General features: G+C 59.7%; 11 protein-coding genes and 1 pseudogene. 4 read left to right on the top strand and 8 right to left on the bottom strand.

Annotated elements, in window-relative coordinates:
• The first annotated feature begins 90 nt into the window (after positions 1 to 90).
• Both ACA056_RS26360 and ltrA read left to right on the top strand, forming a co-directional pair.
• On the top strand, positions 91 to 1869 hold the full coding sequence (locus tag ACA056_RS26360) for an acyl-CoA dehydrogenase C-terminal domain-containing protein (protein WP_497268820.1): 1779 nt from the start codon (positions 91 to 93) through the stop codon (positions 1867 to 1869).
• A 574-nt stretch (positions 1870 to 2443) separates the two neighbouring features.
• A pseudogene (ltrA, locus tag ACA056_RS26355) lies at positions 2444 to 3685 on the top strand (group II intron reverse transcriptase/maturase); the annotation flags it as partial.
• 86 nt (positions 3686 to 3771) lie between these two features.
• Here ltrA and ACA056_RS26350 read toward each other — a convergent pair.
• Positions 3772 to 4701, bottom strand: a complete 930-nt coding sequence (locus ACA056_RS26350) for a LysR family transcriptional regulator (protein ID WP_497268818.1) — start codon at positions 4699 to 4701, stop codon at positions 3772 to 3774.
• A 169-nt stretch (positions 4702 to 4870) separates the two neighbouring features.
• Here ACA056_RS26350 and ACA056_RS26345 point away from each other — a divergent pair, with 169 nt between their 5' ends.
• Positions 4871 to 6154 carry an aspartate aminotransferase family protein gene (locus ACA056_RS26345; RefSeq protein ID WP_497268816.1) on the top strand — a complete coding sequence of 428 codons (1284 nt, stop codon included), beginning with the start codon at positions 4871 to 4873 and terminating at the stop codon, positions 6152 to 6154.
• A gap of 207 nt (positions 6155 to 6361) precedes the next feature.
• Positions 6362 to 6520 (top strand): YqaE/Pmp3 family membrane protein, encoded by a 159-nt coding sequence (locus ACA056_RS26340; RefSeq protein WP_007904205.1) that lies wholly within the window; start codon positions 6362 to 6364, stop codon positions 6518 to 6520.
• A 65-nt stretch (positions 6521 to 6585) separates the two neighbouring features.
• Here the strand turns inward: ACA056_RS26340 and ACA056_RS26335 are convergent, their stop codons facing one another.
• From ACA056_RS26335 to pqqF, 7 genes are all read right to left on the bottom strand, one after another.
• On the bottom strand, positions 6586 to 8412 hold the full coding sequence (locus tag ACA056_RS26335; RefSeq protein WP_497268814.1) for a S9 family peptidase: 1827 nt from the start codon (positions 8410 to 8412) through the stop codon (positions 6586 to 6588).
• Positions 8378 to 9553, bottom strand: coding sequence for a pyrroloquinoline quinone biosynthesis protein PqqE (pqqE, locus tag ACA056_RS26330; RefSeq protein ID WP_497268812.1), 1176 nt, complete (start codon positions 9551 to 9553; stop codon positions 8378 to 8380). The genes ACA056_RS26335 and pqqE overlap by 35 nt, the downstream gene beginning before the upstream one ends.
• The gene (gene pqqD, locus ACA056_RS26325) at positions 9525 to 9800 is read right to left on the bottom strand and encodes a pyrroloquinoline quinone biosynthesis peptide chaperone PqqD (protein ID WP_415771827.1); all 276 of its coding nucleotides are present in this window, start codon (positions 9798 to 9800) and stop codon (positions 9525 to 9527) included. Before pqqD ends, pqqE begins: the two co-directional genes overlap by 29 nt.
• Entirely contained in the window at positions 9797 to 10549 is a 753-nt protein-coding gene (pqqC, locus tag ACA056_RS26320) for a pyrroloquinoline-quinone synthase PqqC (protein WP_497268810.1), read from the bottom strand. Before pqqC ends, pqqD begins: the two co-directional genes overlap by 4 nt.
• A 144-nt stretch (positions 10550 to 10693) precedes the next feature.
• On the bottom strand, positions 10694 to 11605 hold the full coding sequence (gene pqqB / locus ACA056_RS26315; protein ID WP_497268808.1) for a pyrroloquinoline quinone biosynthesis protein PqqB: 912 nt from the start codon (positions 11603 to 11605) through the stop codon (positions 10694 to 10696).
• A 76-nt stretch (positions 11606 to 11681) separates the two neighbouring features.
• Entirely contained in the window at positions 11682 to 11756 is a 75-nt protein-coding gene (pqqA, locus tag ACA056_RS26310; protein ID WP_009045898.1) for a pyrroloquinoline quinone precursor peptide PqqA, read from the bottom strand.
• Between the two features lie 155 nt (positions 11757 to 11911).
• Complete coding sequence (gene pqqF, locus ACA056_RS26305) at positions 11912 to 14344, bottom strand: pyrroloquinoline quinone biosynthesis protein PqqF (RefSeq protein WP_497268806.1); 2433 nt, start codon at positions 14342 to 14344, stop codon at positions 11912 to 11914.
• Positions 14345 to 14363: the final 19 nt, after the last annotated feature.

Raw genomic sequence — 14363 nt, 5'->3', positions numbered from 1 at the left:
CTATGTGTCTCAAAAGTTGTTGGGTTACACTCGGACCCAACGAAAGCACCACTCCTACGAATCACCTGTTTAGATCTTGCGAGGTTTGCCATGGCTGACTACAAAGCGCCCCTGCGCGATATGCGCTTCGTTCTCAATGAAGTTTTCGAGGTCGCCAAACTCTGGGCCGAACTGCCTGCGCTGGCCGAGACCATCGATGCTGAAACGGTCGAAGCCATTCTTGAAGAAGCCGGCAAGGTCACCAGCAAAAGCATCGCGCCCCTGAGCCGTGCGGCTGACGAAGAAGGTTGCCATTGGGCGGACGGTGCCGTCACCACGCCGGCAGGTTTCCCACAGGCTTATCAGACTTATGCTGAAGGCGGTTGGGTCGGTGTCGGCGGCGATCCGACCTACGGCGGCATGGGCATGCCCAAGGCTGTTTCGGCGCAAGTCGAAGAAATGGTCAACTCCGCCAGCCTGTCGTTCGGCCTGTACCCGATGCTGACTGCCGGCGCCTGCCTGTCGATCAACGCCCACGCCAGCGACGAGCTGAAAGCCGCGTACCTGCCGAACATGTATGCCGGCGTCTGGGCCGGTTCGATGTGCCTGACCGAGCCACACGCCGGGACTGACCTGGGGATCATCCGCACCAAGGCCGAGCCTCAGGCCGACGGTTCCTACAAGGTCAGCGGCACCAAGATCTTCATCACCGGCGGTGAACACGACCTGACCGAAAACATCATCCATCTGGTGCTGGCCAAGCTGCCGGACGCACCGGCGGGGCCGAAAGGCATTTCGCTGTTCCTGGTGCCGAAGTTCATGGTCAATGCCGATGGCAGCCTGGGCGCACGCAACCCGGCGAACTGCGGTTCGATCGAACACAAGATGGGCATCCAGGCGTCCGCGACCTGTGTGATGAACTTCGATGAGGCCGTGGGTTACCTGGTCGGCGAGCCAAACAAAGGTTTGGCCGCTATGTTCACCATGATGAACTACGAGCGTCTGGGGGTTGGTATCCAAGGCCTGGCCACCGGCGAGCGCTCCTACCAGAACGCCATCGAATACGCCCGCGACCGTCTGCAAAGCCGTTCGCCGACCGGTGCGCAGAACAAGGACAAGGTCGCTGACCCGATCATCGTCCACCCGGACGTACGTCGCATGTTGCTGACCATGAAAGCCTCGAACGAAGGCGGTCGTGCCTTCTCGACTTACGTGGCCATGCAACTGGACACCGCCAAGTTCAGCGAAGACGCCACCACCCGCAAACGCGCGGAAGATCTGGTGGCACTGCTGACTCCGGTGGCCAAGGCGTTCCTCACCGATCTGGGTCTGGAAACCACCATTCACGGCCAGCAGATTTTCGGCGGCCACGGTTACATCCGTGAGTGGGGCCAGGAGCAATTGGTGCGCGACGTGCGCATCACCCAGATCTACGAAGGCACCAACGGCATTCAGGCGCTGGACCTGGTCGGGCGCAAGATCGTCGGCACCGGCGGGGCGTTCTATAACCTGTTTGCCGACGAGATCCGTCATTTCACCGCGACTGCCAGTGTTGATCTGGCCGAGTTCACCAAGCCGCTGAGCGATGCCGTGACCACCCTCGACGAACTGACCGCCTGGTTGCTGGATCGGGCGAAAAACAACCCGAACGAAATCGGCGCTGCCTCGGTCGAGTATCTGCAAGCATTCGGTTACGTGGCGTATGCGTACATGTGGGCACTGATGGCCAAGGCCGCTTTTGGCAAAGAAGCGCAGGACGATTTCTACGCGAGCAAGTTGGGCACGGCGCGCTTCTATTTCGCCCGCCTGCTGCCGCGCATTCACTCGTTGAGCGCGTCGGTGAAGGCCGGCAGCGAATCGTTGTTCCTGCTGGACGCAGGGCAGTTCTGACGATGTAACGTTATGTAAGCATTCTCTTACATAACGTGCTGCTCTTCTCCCATAGATGAAGATTGGATCCACAGCTAATCTACTTCACATGGACGTCGCGCAGGAAGCGCAAAGCAACAACACGGACACGTAGGATTCTGCCAGGAAGGCGGAGTGAAATGGATGTCAGGGAAACAGTCTGCAAAGCCCCGCTTCGGCGGGGTTTTCTTTTGGTGCGCCAGGCATGGCGCGTTGCGCGCAAGCGCAACCAGTTTGGCTGTGGTGGCCACGCTGGTGACTTGGAGGTGAAAGTCCTCTACACACCCGGCAAGGGGAAGTGTTAGCCAGAGGCAAGGGTGTCGCGGGTGACTGCGAATCCGAAGGAAGCCCGAGGCAAAATGCTGGCCTGACGAACAGGAAGCGGATTAGGCGGCGTAGCGGGGTGAGGTAGCCAAAATTGCCAAAGCCCAGTACTTGCACGGAACGCTATGACGTAGATCCGACAGGCATAAGCAGGAAGGTCGCGCGAATTACCCTGGGAGATCTGCCCGTTTGCCAGTGTCCTACCGAGTGAACGTGCAGAAGTCAGCCGAAGCTTGCACCGGCCAACCTCAAGCGTGCGTATCAACGAGTCAGCAACAAGGGCGCACCGGGTGCCGATGGCATGACGGTCGACCAACTGGCGGATTACGTGAAACAGTATTGGCCTATCCTCAAGGCTCGGTTGCTGGCCGGTGAGTATCACCCGCAAGGTGTACGCGCCGTCGAAATCCAAAAACCCAAAGGCGGAACCCGTCAGTTGGGTATCCCCAATGTGATGGATCGCCTGATCCAGCAAGCTCTGTTGCAACAGCTCACGCCGATCTTCGACCCTCTGTTCTCGGACTACAGCTATGGCTTTCGTCCAAGCAGAAGCGCTCACCAAGCCATCGAAACCGCCCGTGCCCATGTGGCTGCGGGTCACCGCTGGTGCGTGGAACTCGACCTGGAGAAGTTCTTTGATCGGGTCAACCACGATGTATTGATGGCCTGTGTAGAGCGTCAAATCGAAGACAAGCGTGTGCTGAGGCTAATCCGCCGTTACCTCGAAGCCGGTGTGATGTCGGGCGGGATCGTCAGCCAACGGCAAGAGGGCACGCCGCAAGGCGGCCCGCTCTCGCCGCTGCTGTCGAACATCCTGCTCAACGAATTCGACCGCGAACTGGAACGGCGGGGCCATCGTTTCGTGCGCTATGCCGACGACGCCAACATTTATGTACGTAGTCGTCGTGCCGGCGAGCGAGTGATAGCCGGTGTCGAGCGCTTCCTGAGTCTGCGGCTGAAACTGACGCTGAATCGGGAAAAGAGTCGGGTAGCAGGATCTTGGGTGTGTGATTACTTGGGGTATGGGATGAGCTGGCATCAACAGCCAAGGCTTAGAGTGGCAACGATAAGCCTGGGTCGCTTGCGCGACCGACTCACAGGCTTGTTGCGCGGAGCGCGGGGCCACAAGATGGCGAATGTCATCGAGCGGATAAACCCCGTGCTGCGCGGTTGGGCGGGCTACTTCAAGTTAACTCAAGGCAAGCGAGCGCTGGAGAAGCTTGATGGCTGGGTACGTCACAAACTTCGCTGCATTGTATGGCGTCAATGGAAGCGACCCTCGACGAGGGCTCGCAACTTGATACGTCTGGGAATCGGCGAAGGGCGCGCCTGCGCATCAGCCTCTAATGGCCGAGGCCCATGGTGGAACTCGGGAGCACCACACATGAATCAGGCGCTACCGAAGAAGCTGTGGGATCGACTGGGTCTGGTCTCGATACTGGATACGATAAACCGGCTTAACCGCACAGCCTGAACCGCCGTATACGGAGCCGTACGTACGGTGGTGTGAGAGGACGGCGGATGTAAATCCGCCTCCTACTCGATCCTGCAGAAAAGTGCTCAGCTCATTTCATCCAATGTTGCCGGGCTGCTCCGGTGCCCATCCGAGCCATTCATCACTTCTTCCAGCAACGTACGCAATAAGGCCAGCGAGGCCTGTTGTCGCTGCACATCCCGACATACCAATCCAACTTTAAGCGGCACCCTCGGCTCGCTCAGTGGTTTCCACAACAGTTCCTTGTCGCCGTGTGTCTGTTGTGAGCGTCCGGGCAGCACCGTCGCCAGTCGCGTGTGCGGCAGGCTGTCGAGAATCCCCGCCATGTTGTTCAGTTCTGCCTGTACCTGCGGACGTCGTCCCAGATTGGCCAGTTGCGCCTGCCAGATCTGCCGCACTTGAAACTCTTCACCCAGCAGTAACATCGGCAATTCGGCGGCCTGACTCATCGAAACTTTCTTGAATTCCCGCAATGGGTGATCCGCCGGGATGACTAGGGTCAGTTCGTCTTCGTACAGCATCACGCCGTGCAATCCCGGCTGACGAGGCGGCAGATAGCTGATGCCGATGTCCAGAGAACCGTTGAGCAAGCGCCGCTCGATTTCCAGCCCCGTCAGTTCATAGATCTGCACCACCAAATGCGGCTGCGCCTTGCGCACGCGTTCGAGCATCTGCGGCACCAGGCTGCTGTGGACGGTTTGCAATACACCGATCGCCAACGTGCGCAGTGCCTGGCCCTTGAAGTTGCCCAAGGCTTCCCGTGCCCGCTGCAATCCATCCAGCAAGGGCAGGGCATGGTTGTACAACGTATGAGCAGCCAGGGTTGGCAGCAGCCGTTTGCTGCTGCGTTCGAACAGGCTCACATCGAGGTTTTGCTCTAGGTGGCGGATCTGCTGGGACAGTGCCGGTTGGGAGATTGAAAGCCGCTCGGCAGCCCGGCCCACATGACCTTCTTCATAGACCGCGACGAAATAACGCAGTTGCTTGAAATCCATAAGGTGTGCTTATCGAAAATGCTGGGAAATCGAAATGGCTCAAGGCCTCGCGTGAGCCTAGTCTAACCGCATTCACAAGGCTTACAGGGCCGCAGAGAGCGATGAATACCGTTTGCATCGAGGGTGTTTACATAGGTAAGGCAAAAAACCTCGCACGAGGTTTGATCAGATGAACTTGTTCAGCTTGCGGCGCAATCCTCCGAGTCTTGATGACCTGGCGGTGGGCACCTTCTTGCCGTCCAAAGATGACAATCTTTCCAGCGAGTGCCTGATGCCCAGTGTCGAGCGACCGAAACAGATATTCGTGCGCGGCCAGGGCTCATGGTTGTGGGACAGTGATGACCGCGCTTATCTGGATTTCTCACAGGGTGGCGGGGCCAATAGCCTCGGACACAGTCCTTCGGTTCTGGTCAACGCCATCGCGGCGCAGGCTCAGTCGTTGATCAACCCCGGTTTCGGCCTGCATAACCGCGGCATGCTCAATCTTGCTGAGCGGCTGTGTTCCAGCACCGGCAGTGATCAGGCGTACCTGCTCAACAGTGGCAGCGAAGCCTGTGAAGCGGCGATCAAACTGGCACGCAAATGGGGCCAACGGCATCGCGGCGGTGCTACGCGGATCATCGTTGCCAACAACGGTTGCCACGGTCGTAGTCTGGGGACGATTTCTGCGTCGGACAGTTCGACTCTGACCAACCGATTCGAGCCGCTGCTTCCGGGCTTTAGTCACGTACCGTTCAATGATCTTTCGGCCTTGCATGCGGCCGTCGACGCCCAGACCGTGGCGATCATGCTCGAACCAATCCAGAGCGAAGCCGGGGTGATACCGGCCACCGAGCATTACCTCAAAGGGGTCGAGCGCCTGTGCCGTGAGCTGGGCATTCTGCTGATCTTCGACGAAGTGCAAACCGGTTTAGGGCGTTGTGGCACCTTGCTCGCCGAACAATCCTACGGCGTGCGGGCAGATATCGTCGTTCTCGGCAAAGGGCTGGGCGGTGGCGTGCCATTGGCAGCGTTGTTGGCGCGGGGCAAAGCCTGCTGTTTCGAGGTCGGCGAGGTGACAGGTACACATCATGGCAATGCACTGATGACGGCTGCCGGTCTTGCCGTCCTCGACAGCGTGCAGGACAAGGGGTTTCTCGATCATGTCGGGGAAATCGGTCAGCACCTGAGCGAAGGTCTGCAGCGTTTATCCCGTCGCTATGGTCACGGCGAGTTGCGCGGGCAAGGGCTGTTCTGGGGTCTTACCTTGTCAGCCGAATCGGCTGACGCCGTCGTCAAAGCAGCGTTGTACGAAGGTTTGCTGCTCAACGCTCCGCAGCCTGATTGCCTGCGCTTTACCCCGGCCCTCACCGTCAGCAAAACCAACATCGACGAAATGCTCCTGCGCCTGGCCCGTGCCTTCTCCCGTGTGCGCACTGCACAACTGCAGTGCCGCAAAGGGATTGCCGTCTGATCAGACCTTTCCTACACGAATTCCCGAACCGTCTCGCGGTATAACGCATCGCCCCATGCCTGATTCTTTTGGCGTGGGGCGTTTTTTTGTCTGCGAAATTCACCGCGATGGTTTGGTGCTCGGAAGTCACAGACTGAACCCTGACGAACGGCAAAGGTCGATTAGCTGTAAGCTCGCACGAGCCAACTTTAATCAGGAGCTGACCCCATGGACTTTATTCGCATCATCATCGCCATTCTGTTGCCGCCACTGGGTGTGTTTCTGCAAGTCGGTTTCGCCGGGGCGTTCTGGCTGAATATTCTGCTGACGCTGTGCGGTTACATCCCCGGGATCGTGCATGCGGTGTACATCATCGCCAAGCGCTGAGTTTCGCGGCGTCATCTAGATTGCATTCGCGGGCAAGGCTTGCCCGCGAATGGAACGTTGCCATCTCAGCCTGCCAACGCCATCACCCTTCGATAAAACAACCACTCCTGCTCCAGCGCATGGGCCTGATTGCCGGCCTTGCGAAAGCCATGGCGTTCGTCAGCGTAGTAATGCGCTTCAACCAGAATGCCGTTGTCCTGTAGTGCCGTGACCATGTCGCGGGTCTGTTGCGGCACCACCACTGCGTCCAGTTCACCCTGAAAGAAAATCACCGGCACACTGATGTTGCCTGCGTGCAGCAACGGCGTTCGAGCGGCGTAGCGTTCGGCGTCCTGCACCGGGTCGCCGATCAGCCAATCCAGATAGTCGCCTTCGAACTTGTGAGTCGTCCGGCCCAGCGCCAGAGGGTCACTGACGCCATACAGGCTGGCGCCGGCGCGAAAGACGTTGTGGAAGGCCAATGCGCAAAGGGTGGTGTAACCACCGGCACTGCCACCGCGAATAAACGCCTTGTCGCCGTCGATCAGTCCGCGTTCGGCAAGATGAGCGACGACGGCGCAGGCGTCCTCCACGTCCACTTCGCCCCAGCTCAAATGCAGCGCTTGTCGATAAGCCCGACCATAACCACTGCTGCCGCGGTAGTTGAGGTCGGCCACCGCGAAGCCGCGTTGCGCCCAGTACTGGATTCGCGGATCGAGCATGGGGTAGCAGGCCGAAGTCGGGCCGCCGTGGATGAACACCACCAGAGGCGGTTTTTCCTCACTGGTCATTGCTGGATAGAAGAAGCCGTGCGCCTCGCCCGAACCGCTCGGGTAGCGCAGGGTTTGCGGGACGCTGATCTGTTCGGCAGGCAACGGTGCAATACCGCCAGCCAATGTTTTGACCTGTCGGGTCTGGCGGTCGATGGCAATGACTGACGACGAACTGACTGGTGAAGCGGCGATGCAGTAGATGAACTGCTCATCCAGTGCGAGAGAGCGGAAGCGGCTGTAATCGCCCGTGAAATCTTCACCGGCGTCACCACAAAGCCCCAGTCTGCCAAATCCGTCTTCGGTCCAGCTCGCCAGATAGCTGCGTTCGCTCAGTGGCAACCAAGTGCTGCCACCCAGCTGCCACGGCGCAGGCCCATGATCAGCGGCGGCACTCGGCAGCGGGCTCAGACCGTCTGCCGATTCCACCCAAGGCTGCCAGTAGCCGCTGCGATCTGTCAGGCAAAACAGACGGCCGCTTGCATCGAACCTCGGTTGTTGCAGCGATTCCTCAGCGTCTTCGCCCGCCACGCAACGCGGCAGAGCAAAACGGCCATCGTTCTGGCGTTCGGCAACCATCAGGCGAGTCGCGGTCCATGGCTGATCCGGGCGGCTCCACTCGATCCACGCCAGTCGTTGCGCATTGGGACTCAACGTCGGCGCGGCATAGAAATCAGCGCCTTCGGCCAGCAGATGACGTACCCCGTCAGCCACATCGATAGCCACCAGACGGTGCCGGTCGCGGTTTTCTTCAACCGCCAATACCTGCCCGTTAGCGAACTGCAGATCGCCGTATCGGCATTCGCCTGAGCTCAGTAACTCAGGTGTCTCGCCGGCCAGCGACTGTCGATACAACTGTTGGTCCGCCTCGTTGACGAAAACAACCCCGTCATCGGTCAGACAGAACGCGCCGCCGCCATATTCGTACACCCGACTGCGCACACTGAAGCCCGCTGGCGTCAGGCAATGCGCCTGGCCGTCACGCCAATGCCAGATTCGGCAGGCGGCGTCCTCGGGGCGGTACTCGTTCCAGAGCAAGCCATGTGGGCCGACCTGTAACTCGGCGAAGTCGATGCCAGCCGCAACAGCCTTGGCAGCGCTGAAGGGTTCAGCTTTTAGCGATGAGTCGTGAATTTCGTTCATTGCGAAAGGCCAGTTGTTCGATGGTCTGGGTCGCGTGCTCGGCTTCTTCGCGAGCCTTGAGGATCACGCCGTGATGTTCCGATTTGCTGCACACCGGGTCGGCGTTGCTCGCATCCCCCGTGAGCATGAACGCCTGGCAGCGACAGCCGCCGAAGTCTTTTTCTTTCTCGTCGCAGGAACGGCAGGGCTCGGGCATCCAGTCGTAACCGCGGAAGCGGTTGAAGCTGAACGAGTCGTACCAGATGTGCTGCATGCTGTGGTCGCGCACGTTGGGAAACTTCACCGGCATCTGTCGGGCGCCGTGACAAGGTAGGGCAGTTCCGTCCGGCGTGACCGTCAGAAAGATACTGCCCCAGCCGTTCATACAGGCTTTCGGGCGTTCTTCGTAATAGTCAGGGGTGACGAAAATCAGCTTGCACGGATGCCCTTCGGCTTCGAGTTTGGCGCGGTATTCGTTGGTGATGCGTTCGGCGCGGACCAGTTGTTCCTTGGTCGGCAACAGACCGACCCGGTTGAGCTGCGCCCAACCGTAGAACTGGCAAGTGGCGAGTTCCACAAAGTCCGCCTCAAGGGCGATGCACAGCTCGATGATCCGGTCGATCTTGTCGATGTTGTGCCGATGGGTCACGAAATTCAGCACCATCGGATAGCCGTGGGCTTTCACTGCGCGGGCCATTTCCAGCTTCTGGGCGAAGGCCTTTTTCGAGCCGGCCAGCAAGTTGTTCACTTGCTCGTCGCTGGCCTGAAAGCTGATCTGAATGTGGTCCAGGCCAGCCTTCTTGAAATCGCTGATTTTCTGCTCGGTCAGGCCGATGCCGGAAGTGATCAGGTTGGTGTAGAAACCCAACTTGCGCGCCTCGGTGATCAGCTCGGCGAGGTCTTGGCGCACCAGCGGTTCGCCGCCGGAGAAGCCCAATTGCGCCGCGCCCATTTCCCGCGCTTCGCAAAAGACCTTGATCCACTGCTCAGTGCTCAGTTCTTTGCCTTGCTCGGCGAAGTCCAGCGGATTGGAGCAGTACGGGCATTGCAGCGGGCAGCGATACGTCAGCTCGGCCAGCAGCCACAAGGGCAGACCGATTTCCGGTTTGGGCGGTAACTTGTCTGACGCGGAGTCAGGCAAGTTCGATCCAGTGCTGAGCACGGGCGACCTCCATGAATTGCTCGATGTCATCACCGAGCTCGGGCACGCCGGGGAACTGCGCGTCCAGTTCAGCAATGATCGCCGCGACATCACGCTCGCCGTCGATCAAACCGCCGATCAGTGCGGCGCTTTCGTTGAGTTTGATCATGCCTTCCGGGTAGAGCAGCACATGGCCTTTCTGCGCCGGTTCGTACTGGTAGCGGTAGCCCTGACGCCAGGTCGGGGTCTTGCTGCGATCAAAACTCATAAGGTGATTCCTTTATGCCAGACCCGATGCTCGGTCACGCTGTGATACGGCGGGCGTTTCAGTTCGTAGGCCATGCTCATGGCATCGAGCATGCTCCAAAGAATGTCCAGTTTGAACTGGAGAATTTCCAGCATGCGCTCTTGGCCGACCCGCGTCGTGTAATGCTGCAATGTGATCGCCAAGCCGTGTTCCACATCGCGGCGCGCCTGACCCAGGCGGGTGCGGAAATACTCGTAACCGGCCGGATCGATCCACGGGTAATGCTGCGGCCAACTATCCAGGCGCGACTGGTGGATTTGCGGCGCAAACAGTTCGGTCAGCGAGCTGCTGGCGGCTTCCTGCCAACTGGCACGGCGGGCAAAGTTGACGTAGGCATCGACGGCAAAACGCACGCCGGGCAGTACCAATTCCTGCGAGCGCAATTGATCCGGGTCGAGACCGACGGCCTGGCCCAGGCGCAGCCAGGCTTCGATGCCGCCGTCTTCGCCGGGGGCTCCGTCATGGTCAAGCAAGCGCTGAATCCACTCGCGACGAATCTCGCGGTCCGGGCAGTTGGCGAGGATCGCGGCGTCCTTGAGCGGGATGTTCACCTGATAATAGAAACGGTTGGCGACCCAGCCCTGGATCTGCTCGCGCGTTGCCCGGCCTTCGTACATCGCCACGTGATACGGGTGATAGATGTGGTAATAGGCGCCCTTGGCGCGCAGGGCTGCTTCGAACTCGGTGGGGGACATTGCTGTGTCAGTCATTTCGGTTCTCCGGGTACGACCGGTGGATTCTTAGGTGTCAGGACCGGCCTCATCGCCGGCAAGCCGGTCTCGCTCCCACAGTTGATCGCATTCCCCTGTGGGAGCCAGCCTGCTGGTGATAGGCCGCGCAGCGGTCTCGATGCCCTACAACACAATACTCATACCGTCATACGCCACTTCAACATTGCGCCGAGCCAGTTCTGCACGCTCTGGCGAATCCTCATCGAGAATCGGGTTGGTGTTGTTGATGTGGATAAGCACTTTGCGCTGCTTGGGCAGTTGTTCCAGCACTTCCAGCATGCCGCCGGGGCCGTTCTGCGCCAGGTGGCCCATTTCCCGGCCGGTGCGGGTGCCGACGCCACGGCGCTGCATTTCGTCGTCATCCCACATCGTGCCATCCACCAGCAGGCAATCGCTGCCGGCCATGATCTCAAGCAGCGGTGCGTCGACCTTGCCCAGGCCCGGTGCGTAGAACAGTTTGCCACCGGTGTTGAGGTCTTCAACGATCAGGCCGATGTTGTCGCCCGGGTGCGGGTCGAAACGGTGCGGCGAGTACGGCGGTGCGGCGCTACGCAGCGGCAAGGGGGTGAAGCGCAGGTTCGGGCAGGCCGGGATGGTGAAGCTGCGGTCGAGCTCGATCTGGTTCCAGGTCAGCCCCCCGTTCCAGTGGGTCAGCATGGTGAACAGCGGGAAACCGGTGCTCAGGTCTTCGTGGACCATGTCGGTGCACCAGACCTGGTGCGGGCAACCTTCACGCAGGCTGAGCAGGCCGGTGGTGTGGTCGATCTGGCTGTCCATCAGGATGATCGCGTTGATGCCGGTATCGCGCAGGGCGCGGCCCGGTTGCATCGGGGCGAAGCTCTGGAGCTGGGCGCGGATGTCCGGCGATGCGTTGCACAACACCCAATTCACGCCGTTATCGGAAATTGCGATGGACGACTGGGTCCGCGCCTTGGCGTTCAGACTGCCATCGCGAAAACCGGCGCAGTTCACGCAGTTGCAGTTCCACTGGGGGAAACCACCGCCAGCGGCGGAACCTAGAATCTGGACAAACATGGCCGCTCCATCATTTTGAAAACTGAAAATAAAAACGCCTCGGCGAGCCGAGGCGTTGCACTGCGCTACAAAAAGATTAGCGGCTTGCGAAGTACATGGTGACTTCAAAGCCGATACGCAGGTCGGTGTAAGCAGGTTTGGACCAGGACATAGGAACGCTCCTTCAGGTGATGGGACAGTTGAGGTCTATACATATAGTCCACCTCCAGCCGGAGATGTTCAGATAGTTAGGTGGCTATGTTACTCAAAATTTCAGGGCGATTGGCCGGGAATCTTTGAGAAAGCTAATTGCAGCACCGGTAATGATCATTTTGCCGCTTGCCAAGGCGAGCCCGGGCAAGGTCCGCTGGCCAGGCAGCGCCAACCGCCTTCGGCCTGATTCAGTCGTTGTGCGGCGGCCAGTAACGTTTCGCGTTCGATCATTAGAATTGCCTGAGGCAGTTGGGTCAGATAATCCGACGAGTGGCCGGCCAGTTTGCCCTGCCAGAGCAGTTCGGCGGCCTGGGCATTGGGTAGTGCCGCGCTATCGAATTGATCGGCCAGTGCCTGGCGCTGGTCGATGAAGGTATCGTCATTGATGTCGTCGATCATCCCGGCCAATCCGCTCAGGAAGTGTTCGATGTGTTCCAGCAGATCCAGAGGGGCGACGCTGGGCGATTGCACGCCGAACAGCAGCCCGGTCTGCCCATGGATCTGACGCAGGGCGCTGAACACCGCATAACCGAGCTGCAGTTCTACCCGCAGGCGTTGGTAAAACGGTGTCTGGCAGACGTGAGCCAGCAAGCGCCAGGCGGCTTCGTCAGCGATGTCAGCGGTTGCCGTCGGGCAGAAGAGCAACAACGCGTGTTCGCTGGACCCGGTGTCGACAGCGCTCCACAGGTGCTGCGCGTTTATCGGGGAGGGCGGCGTCAGTTGATTGTCCGCAGTGCCGGGCACACGATTCAAGGCAAGGCCCATCGCCGCTTGTGTCTGGGCGGACAGCCCGGTCGCCAGACCATCCCAGCGTGCGCCCAACCAAAGCTGCATCAAATCGTCCGAATCAGCGGTGCGCTCAAGGCAGTGATCAGGCAGCGCTTTCAGCAACTGTCGAATCGGCATCAACCCAACGCTCGGCGGCTCTGCTTGCGAGAAACCGGCTTCAGGTGTTGTCAGTTCTTTCAGCGCGTGTTCGAGGACGGTCGGCATCGGCTCCTGTAGCCCGGTCATTTTCAGCAGCCATTCATTGCCCGATGCACTGAAGGAAAAATCGACACCTGCCTGGCGAGCGTCTTCACTCAATGGCTGAAGGCGGTTTTCCAGGCTCGCCTGAAGGTTGCTGCGAGGTGTCAAGTCCAGACGCCAGCGCAGGTAAACGGCGCCTTCGGCACTGTTATCCGGCAACGCCTGACTGAACTGCATGGGCGAACGTTCACGACGACCGCGTGAGCGATCCTGAGCAAAAGTCCGCAGGCCCCGGTGTTTGCTGGTCTGGCCGCGGATCAGTCCGGCACTCGGGGCCGGAACCTCTGCGCGTAAAAACGGATTAGGTGTGGGCCGTTGCCATGGGCCGGTGAAGTTATCCACAGCGCCGATTTGTTTCAGGACTTCCCTGAGGGCTGCAACGCTCGATTCGGATAACCCTGTTTCACGCTGTTCGCTGTCCAGTCGGGCCAGTTGCAGGGCGCCGCTGACTTGCTGCTGACGCTGCAGCAGGGCGGCGTATTCTTCGCGCAACCCGGTCCAGGGTTGCTGCGAGGCAAAGAATCCGAGCCAATCCAGTAGCCGCTCGCGGATCCCGTTGGGCGTTGCGTTGGCAGGTAACGTGAATTCGATGTGCAACAAAGCCTGGCCGGCGAATTGATAGAGTGGCGCAGCTTTCAGGCTGTCAGCCAGCCCGTGCTCGCGCAATTGCGACAGCAGACCGCCGGGTTTCGCGGCGTTCAGCCAATGACACAGGAACGCCAGCGCCTCGGGTGAAGAATCGGGCAACGCGTCGAAGGAAAACAGCAGATCCAGTCGACGCGCGCCAGCTTGTTGATAACTTTTGTCCGAAGAGTCCATCAGCGATGTAGGCGCTTGTTGCGGGACTTTTTCCCCTACGGGAATAGCAGCGCCAAAGCGCTGAGCCATCGCCCTCAACTCATCGAGACTCTGCGGCCCGGTCAGGCTCAAGGTCATCTGCCCGGTCTGATAAAACCGCTGATAGAAATCCTGCAAGGCTTGTTGAAACTCAGGTTGCGGCACCGGCAGGCTGTAGCGGTTGCCGGCATGAAACGCCCGCAGTGGATGCGCCGCTGAAAGACCGTCGAACAACGCGAATTGCTGCTGGGCCGTCGCATCACGGGACCATGCGACAAATTCTGCGTGCAGCACTTCCCGTTCCCGCCGCTGATCGTCCTGATTCATACGTGGATGAGCGAGCATGTCTGACAGGCGCTCCAATCCTCCAGTAAATGCCTGAGGCGGTAACTCGAAAAAGTAGTCCGTGGTGCGTTCGCTGGTCCGCGCATTCACCTGACCGCCATGACCCTGGACGTAGGCCATCAGCCCTTGGCTTGTGGGGAAACGTTCTGTGCCGAGAAACAGCAAGTGTTCGAGAAAGTGCGCCAGCCCGGGCCAGGCCGCCGGCACGTCATGGCTGCCAGCAGCGACCCGCAACACAGCAGCACTGCGCTTCAAATCGGGCCGATGACGCAGCGTTACCCGCAGACCGTTGGCCAGGGTTTCAGTGTGAGGGTGGGGGTGGTTCAGCGCAGGCATGAGCACTTCCAGAGCAGAG

Source organism: Pseudomonas sp. LBUM1666, from assembly GCF_059695775.1.
The sequence above is the reverse complement of the archived record's forward strand: the minus strand, read 5'-3'. Positions and strand labels throughout refer to the sequence as shown.